This is a genomic window from Bradyrhizobium sp. USDA 372 (genome assembly GCF_053629095.1).
Genome location: NZ_JBRJHR010000001.1, coordinates 6177474 through 6190586, shown reverse-complemented (window position 1 = coordinate 6190586; position 13113 = coordinate 6177474). Strand labels below are relative to the sequence as shown.

Here is a 13113-nt window from a genome sequence, read left to right as displayed (position 1 = left end):
CGCGTCCGGCTAATGCCGTGTCGCGGACTGGTCCGGCATGTCGAGCAGCGCCTCGGTGAAGGGAAACTCCAGCACGATCTCGCCGTCGGAATCGGTGACCTCGATGACCGCCTCCAGCAGCGCAGGCTGGGTTCCTTCCGACTTCACGACCTCGAGGATCATCTGGCGCGCGACCTCCCAGGCGCGATCGGGGTTGCGCAGGTCCTCGCCGTCAGGATCCACGATCAGTTCGTCGCCGATGCGGGTGTTGAAGAAATATCTGGGCATGCCTGATCCAATGGGGTCGTCTGTCGCCGATGAGAAGCCGGTCCATACTCACAACTGGTTTATCCCGACAGGGATCACGACCTATCGGCAATTTTGCGTATCTGATCCGCTCATCTTTGCGGCCGCAATACGCCATCTTTGCAGTGCAACATTCCTCAGCCTACTACCTAGGTCGGGAAAATTTCACTGGCGAAGTTTTCCGCCCGCACTAATTTATCTGCGGGCGGATGCGTCCGAATTTGCGAAAAATGGAGAGCCAAATGGCCTGGAAAGCCCCGAAGATCGTCGAAGTGCCCTGCGGCATGGAAATCAACATGTATGTGAGCGCCACCCGCAAGTAAGCGGCTGGCAAGATCGCGTTCTGCGCAGGTGGTTCTTGGTCACGATACGTTTCCGGCAGACAGAAACCTTGTCCGAAACGGTCTCGGCCTGAGATCCACCTCGCGAATTCGCCTCCAGGAGACGGATCATGCTTCGCGTCGTCGTCCTGGGCGCCGGGGCCGGCGGCGGAGTTCCGCAGTGGAATTGCGGTTGCGAAGGCTGCCGCGCGGCTCGTGCGAATGGACATGAGCTCTTTCGAACCCAGGCCTCGGTCGCCTTCAGCGGCGACGGCGAGCACTGGTTCCTGATCAACGCCTCGCCCGATCTTCGCCAGCAATTGATTGCCACGCCGCAGCTGCATCCCAAGGCGGGCGCGCTGCGCCACACGCCGGTTGCGGGCGTGATTTTGACCAACAGCGAAGTCGATGCCGTGGCAGGCCTGCTGTCGATGCGCGAGGGCTCGCCGTTTACGGTGTATGCGCACGAGAAGGTGCTGGCGATCCTTGCCAGCAACAGCATCTTCAACGTGCTGAACGAGAAGAACGTGCGGCGCCAGCCGATCGCGATCCGCGAGCCGTTCGAGCCGCGGCTGCCGGACGGCACCCGCTCAGGGCTCGAGGTGCTGCCCTTTGCCGTGCCGGGCAAGTCGGCCTGGTATCTCGAAGGCAAGGTGCATCCGGGCGGGGTGAGCGGCGACGGCGACACACTGGGCCTGAAGGTCACCGACAAGGCCACCGGCAAGTTCTTCTACTTCATCGCGGCCTGCGCCGAGGTGACCGACGCGCTCAAGGCCGAGATCGACGGCGCTGCACTGGTGTTCTTCGACGGCACGGTCTGGCAGGACGACGAAATGATCAAAGCCGGGCTAGGCTACAAGACCGGCAAGAGCATGGGCCATGTCTCGATGTCCGGCGAGGACGGCGCCATTGCGCGGCTGGCCGACCTCAATATCGACAGGAAGCTGTTTCTGCATATCAACAACTCGAATCCGGCGCTGCTGCCCGGCTCTCCCGAGCGCAAGATCACTGAGGAGGCGGGCTGGCAGATACCCGCGGATGGAACGGAGATCGTGTTGTGAACGCCGCATCACTAACTGGAATGACCGCGCTCTCGATCGGCAAGGATTTGAGGCTCAACTCGGCCGAGGAGCTGGAGGCGACGCTGCGCCACATCGGCGCCACGCGCTATCACAGCCTGCATCCGTTCCATAAGCTGCTGCATGGCGGCAAGCTGAACAAGGGCCAGGTGCAGGCCTGGGCGCTCAACCGCTACTATTACCAGAGCACGATCCCGATCAAGGACGCGGTGGTGATTTCGCGGTTCCGCGACCGCGCCACGCGCCTGGAATGGCGCCATCGCATCGAGGATCATGACGGCGATGTCGGCAGTGAAGGCGGCATCGAGCGCTGGATCAAGCTGACCGAAGGGCTCGGGCTCGACACCGCATACGTCGAATCCACCGAAGGCATCTTGCCGGCGACGCGCTTTGCGGTGGAGGCCTATGTCCACTTCTGCCGCGAAAAAAGCCCGCTGGAGGCGATCGCCTCCTCGCTGACCGAGCTGTTCGCGCCGAACCTGCATGAAGAGCGCATCGCCGGCATGCTGGAGCACTATGATTTCGTCAACCCCGACATCATGAGCTACTTCAAGCGCCGCCTGACCCAGGCGCCGCGCGATGCCAATTTCGCGCTAGACTATGTCAAGAGGCACGCCACGACGCCGGAGCAGCGCGCGCAGGTCTGCAACGCGCTGATCTTCAAGACCAACGTGCTATGGGTGCAGCTGGATGCGCTCCAGCATGCCTATGTCGAGGGCCACATTCCGCCGGGCGCGTTCGTGCCCAAAGCGAGTTAAGAGGAACAGCAATGGCCGGGCCGCGGAACATCAGCGTCAGCGAGGCAAGCCGCCCCGTGCTGCCGCGGCATGCCAAGCTCAGATATGACGAGACGCGGAAGGTCTGGGTGATCCTGGCGCCGGAGCGGGTGCTGGCGCCGGACGAGATCGCGGTCGAGGTCTTGCAGCTCTGCAACGGCGAGCGCAATGTCGGCGACGTCGCCAATCAATTGGCCGCGAAATACGCCGCGCCGCGCGAAGCGATCCTCGCCGACGTCATCGTCATGCTGCAGGATCTCGCCGACAAGGGCTTTCTCACCGAGATCAGGGAGAAGACGTCATGAGCGACGTGACCATCCCGCCCAGCGACAGCCTCGCGGTGCTGGAGAAGCAGCGCTCGACGGCGGAGACGTTCGGCATTCCGCTCGCGGTGCTGCTCGAGATCACCCATCGCTGCCCGCTGCAATGCCCCTATTGCTCCAACCCGGTCGAGCTCGACCGCTCCGGCAAGGAGCTGACCACCGACGAGTGGAAGAAGGTGCTGAGCGAGCTCGCCGAGATCGGCGTGCTCCAGGTGCATTTCTCCGGCGGCGAGCCGACGGCGCGGAAGGATCTGGTCGAGCTGGTCAAGCATGCCAGCGACGCCGGGCTCTATACCAACCTGATCACATCGGCCGTGCTGCTGACGCGCGAGAAGCTCAGCGATCTCGCAGATGCCGGGCTCTGCCATGTGCAGATCTCCTTCCAGGGCATCGAGGAAGGCCTTGCCGATCGTGTCGCCGGCTACAAGAACGCTCACCGCAAGAAGCTCGAGGTCGCGAAATGGACGCGCGAGCTCGACCTGCCGCTCACCGTGAACGCGGTGATGCACCGGCAGAACCTGCACCAGCTGCCGGACATCATCCAGATGGCGCTTGATCTCGATGCCGACCGGCTCGAGGTCGCCAATGTGCAATATTACGGCTGGGCTCTGAAGAACCGCGCCGCCTTGATGCCGACGGTCGCGCAGTTAGATGAGTGCACCCGCCTTGTCGAAGAGGCGCGCGAGCGGCTGAAGGGCCGGCTGACGATCGACTATGTCGTGCCGGATTATTACGCGCTGCGGCCGAAGAAGTGCATGGGCGGCTGGGGCCGGCAGTTCTTCAACATCTCGCCCGCCGGCAAGGTGCTGCCCTGCCATGCCGCCGAGAGCATCACCGGGCTCGATTTCGAATCGGTGCGCTCCAACCATTCGATCGCCTGGATCTGGCAGAACTCGGACGCCTTCAACCGCTATCGCGGCACCGGCTGGATGAAGGAGCCGTGCAGGACTTGCGAATTCCGCGAGATCGATTTCGGCGGCTGCCGCTGCCAGGCCTTCGCGCTGACCGGGGATGCCGCCAACACCGACCCGGCCTGCGCGCTGTCGCCGCTGCACGAGACCATCTTCAAGCAGGCGGAAGCCGAGGCCGAGGGCGAAACCAACCGCTTCCTCTACCGCAACTTCGCCGGCGGCACCCTGGAATCCGAGAATGACGCCTGACGCGGACGCAGGCACAGCGGCCAAACGCACCGATCCCTTTGCGCCCTTGACCTCCGACATGCTCGACGTCGGCGACGGCCATGAGCTCTATGTCGAAAGTGTCGGCCGCGCGGACGGGATCCCTGCGGTCTACCTGCATGGTGGGCCCGGCAGCGGCTGTCAGCCGGACCATCGCCGCCTGTTCGATCCCGACCGTTTCTGCGCCGTGCTGTTCGACCAGCGCGGCTGCGGCCGGAGCCGGCCCAAGGGATCGCGCGAGCACAACACGATTGCGCATCTGATCGCGGACATGGAGACGATCCGCGAAAAATTCGGCTTCGAGCGGTGGATATTGGTCGGCGGCTCCTGGGGCGCGACGCTGGCGCTGGCTTATGCAGAGGCGCATCCCGGGCGCGTCTCGGGCATCGCGCTGCGCGCGACGTTTCTCGGCACGCGGGCCGAGGTCGAGACCGCCTTCACTTCGCGCCTGTCGCAATTCCATCCGGCGCTGTACGAGGATTTCCTCAGCGTGCTGCCGCCCGAGGAGCGCGACCGGCCGGTGGATGCCTATTGGCGCCGCATCCTCGATGCCGATTCTGCCGTGCATGGCCCGGCGGCGAAGGCCTGGCACGACACCGAGCGCACCTTGTCCGAGCACAAGCCCGCAAGGACGCGGCTCGACCTCGCCGCGCTGAACGTCTGGCGCACATTGCCGGCGACGCCGTTCATGGAAGCGCATTATTTCGTCAACGACAGCTTCATGACAGAGAACCAGCTGCTGCAGAATGCGGGAAGACTCGCCGGCATTCCCGGCATCATCGTGCAGGGTCGCTATGACCTGCTGTGTCCTCCCGCGACCTCCCAGGCCCTTGCGAAAGTCTGGCCCGGTTCCGAGCTTCGCATCGTGGAAGAAGCCGGCCATTCGCTCTATGATGGCGGCGTGAGGGATGCGGTCATGAAGTCGATCGCGGACCTTGCGTCGAAGATCGGGCGATGAGAGGACAAGAAGAATGCCGCTCGCCGGAAAGGGCATGCTGCTGACGTCGATGAACATCGACGCTTCGGATGAAGCCGATTTCAACCGCTGGTACGATCGCGAGCATCTGGAAGAGCGCGTCGCGATCGATGGATTCCTCGAAGCGCGGCGCTATGTCGCGCATGCCGCCAATCCCAAATATCTGTGCCTGTATTCGACCGAGGCTCTCGACGTGCTCGACGGCCCCGCTTACAAGGCGCGCCTCGCGAGCCCGACCGACTGGTCGCGGCAGACCATGGCGCGCTTCCAGGACATGCTGCGCGTCGTCGCGCGCATCACCATCAGCGAGGGCACCGGGCGCGGCACTGCGCTCGGCGTGGTGCGGCTGCGGCCGACGCCTGATAATGCCGCGCCCTGGCGTGATGCACTGCAAGAGAAGCTCGTGCCGGACAAATGCGACGGCATCATCTCGATGCATCTGCTCGAAACCGAGCCGGAATTGTCGGGCGCAACGGCGGGACTTCCGGCGGTGCGCAACGAGGGCGCGCGCGACTGGTTCGTCCTGATCGACGGCACACATGTCAATGCGGTCTCCGCCGTCATCGCCGAGCGCTTCACCGGCCCGGCTGCGGCGCCCTTCCCGCTCCCCATCTCCGTCGGCACCTACTGCCTGATGTGGGACCTCGCGAAGAGCGACATCGCACAGAGCTGACGTTGGAAATTGCTGCGCTGCCGCCAACGCCGTCATTGCGAGCGCAGCGAAGCATTCCAGAATCTTCCCGCAGAGGCAGTCTGGATTGCCTCGTCGCAAGTGCTCCTCGCAATGACGGGATGGAGCAGAGTGCGATGCTGCACCGCACGCACATCCGCGCGCGGTCATTAATGCCGTGCACGCGCAGCTCCCATGAAAGCGGGGAAGCGGGCAAATTTGCCGTTGTACTTCGGAACGGTTCTAATAAGCTAACCCAATGACGTCATTCAGAAACCAGATCGAAGCGCGTTAAGCGCTCGCCAAGCTCAACAAAAAAGGCCGCGGGGTCTTTGAGCCTGCGCGGACAGGGTAGGAATGAAACCGACCGATATCGCGGCCCCCGACTACTTTCACAAAGTGGTCGATTGCCAATGGGCCTGTCCTGCGCACACCCCGGTTCCCGAATACATCCGACTGATCGCCCAAGGCCGCTACAGCGACGCCTACATGATCAATTGGAAATCGAACGTGTTTCCCGGAATCCTGGGACGCACCTGCGACCGTCCATGCGAGCCGGCCTGCCGGCGCGGCCGCGTCGAGGAAACCCCCGTCGCGATCTGCCGCCTCAAGCGCGTTGCAGCGGATTTCAAGGACGACATCAAGCAGCGGCTGCCGAAGCCCGGCCCGAAGAACGGCAAGCGCATTGCGCTGGTCGGCGGCGGTCCCGCTTCGCTGACGGTGGCGCGCGATCTCGCGCCGCTCGGCTATCACTGCACCGTGTTCGATGCCGACCCGGAAGCCGGCGGCATGATGCGCACGCAGATCCCGAAATTCCGCCTGCCCAATTCCGTGATCGACGAAGAGACCGGCTACATCCTGGGTCTCGGCGTCGAGTTCAGGGGCGGTCACCGCATCGACAGCATGAAGGCGCTGCTCGCGGAGAAATACGACGCGATCTTCGTCGGCTCCGGCGCGCCGCGCGGCCGCGAGCTCGACATTCCCGGCCGGAAGGAAGCAGCTAGCAACATCCATATCGGCATCGAATGGCTGGCCAACGTGTCGTTCGGCCATGTCGACAAGATCGGCAAGCGCGTGATCGTGCTCGGCGGCGGTAACACCGCGATGGACTGCTGCCGCACCGCACGCCGGCTCGGCGGCGAGAAAGTCACGGTGGTCGTGCGTTCCGGCTTCGAGGAGATGAAGGCCTCGCCTTGGGAGAAGGAAGACGCGATCCACGAGGATATCCCGATCCTCAACTACATGGTCCCGGTGGCATTCAAGCATGTCGCCGGCAAGCTGATCGGCGTCACCTTCCAGCACGTCAAAGCCGAATACGATGCCAAGGGCCGCCGCAATCTGGTGCCGTCGGGCGATCCCGATCAGACCATTCCCTGCGACGACGTGCTGGTCGCGGTGGGTCAGGAGAATGCATTCCCCTGGATCGAGCAGGATTGCGGCATCGAGTTCGACAAATGGCACATGCCGACGGTCGATCCGAAGACCTTCGCCTCGACCAATCCGAAAGTATTCTTCGGCGGCGATGCCGCGTTCGGCCCGAAGAACATCATCTGGGCGGTCGCGCATGGCCATGACGCCGCGCTGTCGATCCACAAGATGCTGTCGGGCGAGGACATCACCGAGCGCCCGCTGCCGGAGGTGCAAATCTCCTCGCAGAAGATGGGCATCCACGAATGGAGCTATGACAACGACATCTCCAACGACAAGCGCTTCAAGGTGCCGCATCGCGACAAGGTCGTTGCGCTGAAGGACATCCGCGCCGAGGTCGAGCTCGGCTATGACGTCAAGCTGGCGCTGGGCGAGGCGCATCGCTGCCTGAACTGCGACGTGCAGACCGTGTTTTCGACCTCGCTCTGCATCGAGTGCGACGCCTGTGCCGACATCTGCCCGATGGACTGCATCACCTTCACTGACAATGGCGAAGAGAGCGACCTGCGCCAGCGCCTGAAGGCGCCCTCGCCGCGCCCGGACCAAGACCTCTACGTGTCCAGCGATCTCAAGACCGGGCGCGTAATGGTGAAGGACGAGGATGTCTGCCTGCATTGCGGGCTGTGTGCCGAGCGTTGTCCCACCGGAGCCTGGGACATGCAGAAATATTTCATCGATATGACCCACGCAGGTTCGACATGTCCGACAAAAAGCCGCTCAGCAGCGTAAACGACTTCGTCGTCCGCTTCGCCAACGTCAACGGCTCGGGCTCGGCCAGCGCCAACGAGATGTTCGCGCGTGCGATCCTGCGCCATGGCGTGCCGGTGTCCCCACGCAACATCTTCCCCTCCAACATCCAGGGCCTGCCGACCTGGTACGAGGTGCGCGTGACGGAAGAAGGCCATCTCGGCGCCCGCGGCGGCGTCGACCTGATGGTGGCGATGAACCCGCAGACCTGGGACAAGGACGTCGCCGGTATCGAGCCCGGCGGCTATTTGTTCTACGATTCCACCAAGCCGATGCCGTCGACCAAATTCCGCGACGACATCACCGTGATCGGCGTGCCGCTGACCGCCATCACCAACTCGACCTATACCGATCCGCGCCAGCGCCAGCTGTTCAAGAACATCATCTATTTGGGCGCGCTCAGTGCACTGCTCGACATGGACCCCAAGCTGATCGAGCAGCTGATCGGCGAGCAGTACAAGGGCAAGGAGAAGCTCTTGTCCTCCAACGTCCACGCGCTGCATCTCGGCCGCGACTGGGCGCTGCAGAATCTGAAATGCCCGATCGGGCTCAGGGTAAAGAAATCAGACAAGGTCGGCGACCGCATCTTCATCGAAGGCAACAGCGCCGCCGCGCTCGGCGCGGTCTATGGCGGCGCCACCGTGTGTGCGTGGTATCCGATCACGCCGTCATCCTCGGTGGCGGAGGCCTTCACCGCCCATTGCAAGAAGTACCGGCACGATCCTAAAACCGGCAAGGCGAAATACGCGATCGTGCAGGGCGAGGACGAGCTGGCCTCGATCGGCATCGTCATCGGCGCCTCCTGGAACGGCGCCCGCGCCTTCACCGCGACCTCGGGGCCCGGCATCTCGCTGATGACGGAGTTCATCGGCCTCTCCTATTTCGCCGAGATCCCCGCCGTGATCATGAACATCCAGCGCGCCGGCCCCTCCACGGGCATGCCGACCCGCACCCAGCAATGCGACATCATCGCCTGCGCCTATGCCTCGCATGGCGACACCAAGCATGTGCTGCTGTTCCCGGAAGACCCGGCCGAGGCCTTCGAGTTCGCGGCTGCCGCCTTCGATCTCGCCGAGCGGCTGCAGACCACGATCTTCCTGATGCTCGACCTCGACATCGGCATGAACCACCGGCTCTGCCGTCCGCTGAAGTGGGACGATGCGCGGCAATACGACCGCGGCAAGGTGATGACGGCGGAGATGCTGGAGGAAGGCCGCGACTTCGGCCGCTATCTCGACGTCGACGGCGACGGCATTCCCTACCGCACCTATCCCGGCACGCATCCGACCAAGGGCTCCTACTTCACCCGCGGCACATCGCGCGACCGCTATGCGCGCTATTCCGAGGAAGGCACGGTCTACGCCGATAACATGCAGCGCCTGGTGCGCAAGTTCGAAACGGCGCAGGACCTCGTGCCGCGGCCGCTGCAGGCCAATGCGGAACGGCCGACCAAGTATGGCGTGATCTATTTCGGCTCGACCTCGCCGGCGATGGACGAGGCAATAGGGCTTCTGGAGGCGCGCGGACATCAGCTCGACCGGATGCGCATCCGCGCCTTCCCATTCCATTCGAGCGTGGCCAGCTTCCTCGCCGAGCACGATTTCGTCTATGTCGTCGAGCAGAACCGCGACAGCCAGCTGCGCCAGCTCATCGTCAACGAGAACGGCATCGATCCCGTTCGGCTAGTGCCGATCGTGCATTACGACGGCACCCCGATCACCGCCCGCTTCATCGCCAAGGCCATTGGCGACCACCAGGACCACCTCAAGGTGACCCCGCTCCGCAAGGCCGTGTCATGATGGTAAATCGCATCCACATCGTCATTGCGAGCGCAGCGAAGCAATCCAGACTGCCTCCGTGGAAAGACTCTGGATTGCTTCGTCGCAAGGGCTCCTCGCAATGACGATGTGGATACAGCGGGGGACAATTCGATCGTTCTCTTCGCGAGAAGATACCGCGAGGAGAGGGAGCAGAGAGAAACGTTCATGACCTACATCGCAAAACCGAAATTCCATCATCCGGGCCTGAAGAAGAACGCGCTCGGCTACACACATCGCGATTACGAGGGCAAGATCTCGACGCTGTGCGCCGGCTGCGGTCACGATTCGATCACGGCTTCGATCATCGAAGCGTGCTACGAGCTGTCGATCGAGCCGCATCGGGTGGCAAAGATCTCCGGCATCGGCTGCTCGTCGAAGACGCCGGACTATTTCCTCGGCAATTCGCACGGCTTCAACTCCGTGCACGGCCGCATGCCATCCGTGCTCACCGGCGCCAACCTCGCCAACCGCGATCTGATCTATCTCGGCGTCTCCGGCGACGGCGATTCCGCCTCGATCGGCTTCGGCCAGTTCGCGCATTCGATCCGGCGCGGCGTCAACATGACCTACATCGTCGAGAACAACGGCGTTTACGGCCTGACCAAGGGCCAGTTCTCGGCGACCGCCGACCGCGGCTCGAAGAGCAAGAAGGGCGTCACCAACACCGACAACGCCATCGACCTCGTCGCGATCGCGCTGCAGTTAGGCGCCACCTTCGTGGCGCGCTCGTTCTCGGGCGACAAGAGCCAGCTGGTGCCGCTGATCGCCGCCGCGATCGGCCACAAGGGCGCATCCTTCATCGACGTCATCAGCCCCTGCATCGCCTTCAACAACCATGCCGGCTCGACCAAGAGCTTCGATTATGTCCGCGAGCACAACGACGCCGTGAACCGGCTCGACGTGCTGGTCGGCCGCGACCCGATCGCGGTGGACTACGCGCCTGGCACGGTGCAGGTGGTCGAGCAGCACGACGGCAGCAAGATCGCGCTGCGCAAGATCGACGCCGACTACGATCCGCATGACCGTCTCGGCGCCCAGACCTTCCTCGCGCGGCACGCCGCCAAGGGCCAGATCGTCACCGGTCTTCTGTACGTCGATCCCGATGCCGACGACCTGCACGAGCATCTCAATACGGTCGAGACCCCGCTCAACGCGCTGGAGGCGGACACGCTCTGCCCGGGTTCGGCGGTGCTGGACAAGATCAACGCCAGCCTGCGGTGATCAACGGCGCCGGACCGGAACGGGCTGCCTGACTCGTATGGTGATCTTGTCAGACACGACGGGCGGATCGAAGGGGTAGTGCTTCGCATCGCCCAGCACCAGTTGCAGCGTGTGCGTGCCGGGCGGAAGCTCGAGAAACGTTTCGGTTTGCCCTGCCCCGAAATGCAGATGGGACTTGTCCTGCGGGATCGGTTCCTTGGTGTCGATGGGCTCGTTGACGTCGACCAGCAGATGATGATGACCGGCGTTCTGGTAGTCATCGCCGGCATGCGTCACGCCCATGTTGCGCAGACCGAACCGGACCCAGAACCCACCACGGATCTTCTGCCCGTCCTGCGGGGTGATGAAATAGAGCTTTGCGTCTTTGGGAGCGGTTTTGCCCTGAGAGTAAGCAGGGCTTGGCAGCAAAACACCTGACAGCAAAACACTTGCCACCAAAACACCTGGCGGCAATGCGAGCGCCGCCGCCAGCGCGGCGCAGCGAATGATTTTCATCAAACCTCCTCCAGCCTCAAGGAGTGAGCGCGACACGGAATCCATGCGTGGGGTAACGGACGTTGGTATCATAGCCATCGCGGTTGGACGGCCGCACGTATCTCGAATCGTTCTTCCAGGAGCCCGAGCGCAGGACGTGCGATGAGCAGTCGCCGCCGGTCCATGCCGAACCGTCGACCGGTGCACCCTGATAATTCTTGTGCCAGCAATCCTCGACCCACTGGTCGACGCCGCCGCCCATGTCGTGGAGCCCGAAGGGATTGGGCTTGAAGCTGCCAACCTTCGCCGGCTGCTCGGCTGCGAGGTCGCCGCAATCCTTGCATCCGGCCATGCCAGGCTGGAGCTTGTCGCCCCACCAATATTTTGTCTGCGTACCGCCGCGCGCCGCGTATTCCCATTCGGCCTCGCTCGGGAGTCGGTACGGCTTCTTCGTCGCCTTGGAGAGATACGCCACATATTGCTGCGCGTCAGTCCAGCTCACATTGCTGACCGGCGCGTCGTCCTTGCCGGTCGCGGTGAAAGCACAAGCCTTCGCGGCCGCGCATTCGTTCCACTCCCGCACCGTGACCGGATATTTTCCGATCGAGAACGGCTTGATCGTGACCTGGTGGACGGGACGCTCGGTCGGATCGTCGTTGCTTCCCATGGCGAAGCTGCCGCCGCGAATGGCGATCATCTCGGGTTCCCGGACCGGCGTCACCGATGGACTGGATGCCGGAGACGGTGAAGGCGATGCTGCGGGCGATGGCACCGTTGTGGGCACCGGAGAAGCCGCGGGTGCGGCTTGTGGCGCCGGTGCTGCCGGACTCGGTAACGACGGAACGGATTGCGGCGTCGGCGAAGCCAACGGCGCCGCGATCGGGGGAGCGGCAGCCTGTTGCCCCACCTGGCTGCGGTGCTGCACCAGCACGTACCAAAGCACGTAGCCGGCAATCACCAGCAATGCCGTGATCAGAAGAAAGAGCAGGACGTTCTCGCGCCGGCTTCGTGTCTTGCCGACGGCATCTGCATCCGGCAGCACGCGATAGACGCGCACGGGATCGGTGATGTTCTTGACCTTGCGGTCGCCGAGCGACTCATAACCGCACACGATCTTGTGCTTGATCTGCTCGTAGATCGCGCCGGATATGTAGACCTGCCCCGGCTCTGCGATGCCCTCGATACGCGTGGCGATGTTGACGCCGTCACCATAGATGTCGTCCGGCTCCACGATGACGTCACCGAGATTGACGCCAATCCGATATTCGAGCCGGGAATGCTTGGGAATCGAGGCGTTGCGACCAACGAGATTTTGCTGGATGACGATGCTGCATCGAACGGCCTCGACGGGACTGTCGAAAATGGCGATGAAGCCGTCGCCGGTCGTCTTCACCAGACTTCCATGGTGTTCGACAATGCTGGGTTGGATGATGTCGCGCTCGATCCGCTTGACGCGGGCATGCGTGCCTTCCTCGTCGGCCTGCATCAACCGGCTGTAGGAGGCGATGTCACCGACGATGATCGCGGCGAGACGACGAGGCAGTCCGCTGTGCGGCGGCGGCTCATCGGGATTTCCGGGTCTGAAGTTGCGAATTTCACCCATGCGGGGACTCCACAAACTTACAAGGCAGCCCCAGCCTACGACTGCCAAAGGCGGTCGTCTGTGAAGGCTACCACATTGACGAAACGAGACAATGTCGCAGCAAGCACCGGCGTCGGGTTCCGAGGAATCAAGTCGTCGCACCCGTTGAACCTTCTCGATTGGAGTGGTGACTAAGGCCCGCCGTGGCCGCTGCCCGACATCGAGCGACGTGCG

General features: G+C 63.3%; 13 protein-coding genes. 10 read left to right on the top strand and 3 right to left on the bottom strand.

The features are described from left to right. Positions 1-9: 9 nt before the first annotated feature. Positions 10-267 (bottom strand): DUF6894 family protein, encoded by a 258-nt coding sequence (locus tag AB7M16_RS28910; protein ID WP_025034417.1) that lies wholly within the window; start codon positions 265-267, stop codon positions 10-12. A 260-nt stretch (positions 268-527) separates the two neighbouring features. Here AB7M16_RS28910 and pqqA point away from each other — a divergent pair, with 260 nt between their 5' ends. From pqqA to AB7M16_RS28860, 10 genes are all read left to right on the top strand, one after another. Next, positions 528-608: a pyrroloquinoline quinone precursor peptide PqqA gene (gene pqqA, locus AB7M16_RS28905; protein WP_007595659.1), complete on the top strand. Its 81-nt coding sequence runs from the start codon at positions 528-530 to the stop codon at positions 606-608. A gap of 128 nt (positions 609-736) precedes the next feature. After that, positions 737-1666, top strand: coding sequence for a pyrroloquinoline quinone biosynthesis protein PqqB (pqqB, locus tag AB7M16_RS28900; RefSeq protein ID WP_260382526.1), 930 nt, complete (start codon positions 737-739; stop codon positions 1664-1666). A gap of 20 nt (positions 1667-1686) precedes the next feature. Continuing rightward, positions 1687-2442: a pyrroloquinoline-quinone synthase PqqC gene (gene pqqC, locus AB7M16_RS28895; protein ID WP_409241916.1), complete on the top strand. Its 756-nt coding sequence runs from the start codon at positions 1687-1689 to the stop codon at positions 2440-2442. Positions 2443-2453: 11 nt separating this feature from the next. Continuing rightward, the gene (gene pqqD / locus AB7M16_RS28890) at positions 2454-2765 is read left to right on the top strand and encodes a pyrroloquinoline quinone biosynthesis peptide chaperone PqqD (protein WP_260382524.1); all 312 of its coding nucleotides are present in this window, start codon (positions 2454-2456) and stop codon (positions 2763-2765) included. Then, complete coding sequence (pqqE, locus tag AB7M16_RS28885; RefSeq protein ID WP_260382523.1) at positions 2762-3943, top strand: pyrroloquinoline quinone biosynthesis protein PqqE; 1182 nt, start codon at positions 2762-2764, stop codon at positions 3941-3943. The genes pqqD and pqqE overlap by 4 nt, the downstream gene beginning before the upstream one ends. Further along, positions 3933-4919: a prolyl aminopeptidase gene (pip, locus tag AB7M16_RS28880; RefSeq protein ID WP_453945833.1), complete on the top strand. Its 987-nt coding sequence runs from the start codon at positions 3933-3935 to the stop codon at positions 4917-4919. The genes pqqE and pip overlap by 11 nt, the downstream gene beginning before the upstream one ends. A 13-nt stretch (positions 4920-4932) precedes the next feature. After that, a complete protein-coding gene (locus tag AB7M16_RS28875) occupies positions 4933-5610 on the top strand; it encodes a hypothetical protein (protein WP_439364097.1) in 678 nt (225 codons plus the stop codon). A 354-nt stretch (positions 5611-5964) separates the two neighbouring features. Next, a complete protein-coding gene (locus AB7M16_RS28870) occupies positions 5965-7764 on the top strand; it encodes an FAD-dependent oxidoreductase (protein ID WP_453945831.1) in 1800 nt (599 codons plus the stop codon). Continuing rightward, complete coding sequence (locus tag AB7M16_RS28865; protein ID WP_453945829.1) at positions 7734-9581, top strand: 2-oxoacid:acceptor oxidoreductase subunit alpha; 1848 nt, start codon at positions 7734-7736, stop codon at positions 9579-9581. Before AB7M16_RS28870 ends, AB7M16_RS28865 begins: the two co-directional genes overlap by 31 nt. Before the next feature lie 186 nt (positions 9582-9767). After that, the gene (locus AB7M16_RS28860) at positions 9768-10823 is read left to right on the top strand and encodes a 2-oxoacid:ferredoxin oxidoreductase subunit beta (protein ID WP_025034408.1); all 1056 of its coding nucleotides are present in this window, start codon (positions 9768-9770) and stop codon (positions 10821-10823) included. Here the strand turns inward: AB7M16_RS28860 and AB7M16_RS28855 are convergent, their stop codons facing one another. Beyond that, the gene (locus AB7M16_RS28855) at positions 10824-11318 is read right to left on the bottom strand and encodes a DUF4399 domain-containing protein (protein WP_212254510.1); all 495 of its coding nucleotides are present in this window, start codon (positions 11316-11318) and stop codon (positions 10824-10826) included. A gap of 16 nt (positions 11319-11334) precedes the next feature. Beyond that, positions 11335-12900: an SUMF1/EgtB/PvdO family nonheme iron enzyme gene (locus AB7M16_RS28850; protein ID WP_212254509.1), complete on the bottom strand. Its 1566-nt coding sequence runs from the start codon at positions 12898-12900 to the stop codon at positions 11335-11337. Positions 12901-13113: the final 213 nt, after the last annotated feature.

Excerpts from the sequence above, each read along its gene's own strand:
- AB7M16_RS28910 (WP_025034417.1), bottom strand. The coding sequence starts at position 267 with ATGCCCAGATATTTCTTCAACACCCGCATCGGCGACGAACTGATCGTG.
- pqqA (WP_007595659.1), top strand. The coding sequence starts at position 528 with ATGGCCTGGAAAGCCCCGAAGATCGTCGAAGTGCCCTGCGGCATGGAA.
- pqqB (WP_260382526.1), top strand. The coding sequence starts at position 737 with ATGCTTCGCGTCGTCGTCCTGGGCGCCGGGGCCGGCGGCGGAGTTCCG.
- pqqC (WP_409241916.1), top strand. The coding sequence starts at position 1,687 with ATGACCGCGCTCTCGATCGGCAAGGATTTGAGGCTCAACTCGGCCGAG.
- pqqD (WP_260382524.1), top strand. The coding sequence starts at position 2,454 with ATGGCCGGGCCGCGGAACATCAGCGTCAGCGAGGCAAGCCGCCCCGTG.
- pqqE (WP_260382523.1), top strand. The coding sequence starts at position 2,762 with ATGAGCGACGTGACCATCCCGCCCAGCGACAGCCTCGCGGTGCTGGAG.
- pip (WP_453945833.1), top strand. The coding sequence starts at position 3,933 with ATGACGCCTGACGCGGACGCAGGCACAGCGGCCAAACGCACCGATCCC.
- AB7M16_RS28875 (WP_439364097.1), top strand. The coding sequence starts at position 4,933 with ATGCCGCTCGCCGGAAAGGGCATGCTGCTGACGTCGATGAACATCGAC.
- AB7M16_RS28870 (WP_453945831.1), top strand. The coding sequence starts at position 5,965 with ATGAAACCGACCGATATCGCGGCCCCCGACTACTTTCACAAAGTGGTC.
- AB7M16_RS28865 (WP_453945829.1), top strand. The coding sequence starts at position 7,734 with ATGTCCGACAAAAAGCCGCTCAGCAGCGTAAACGACTTCGTCGTCCGC.
- AB7M16_RS28860 (WP_025034408.1), top strand. The coding sequence starts at position 9,768 with ATGACCTACATCGCAAAACCGAAATTCCATCATCCGGGCCTGAAGAAG.
- AB7M16_RS28855 (WP_212254510.1), bottom strand. The coding sequence starts at position 11,318 with ATGAAAATCATTCGCTGCGCCGCGCTGGCGGCGGCGCTCGCATTGCCG.
- AB7M16_RS28850 (WP_212254509.1), bottom strand. The coding sequence starts at position 12,900 with ATGGGTGAAATTCGCAACTTCAGACCCGGAAATCCCGATGAGCCGCCG.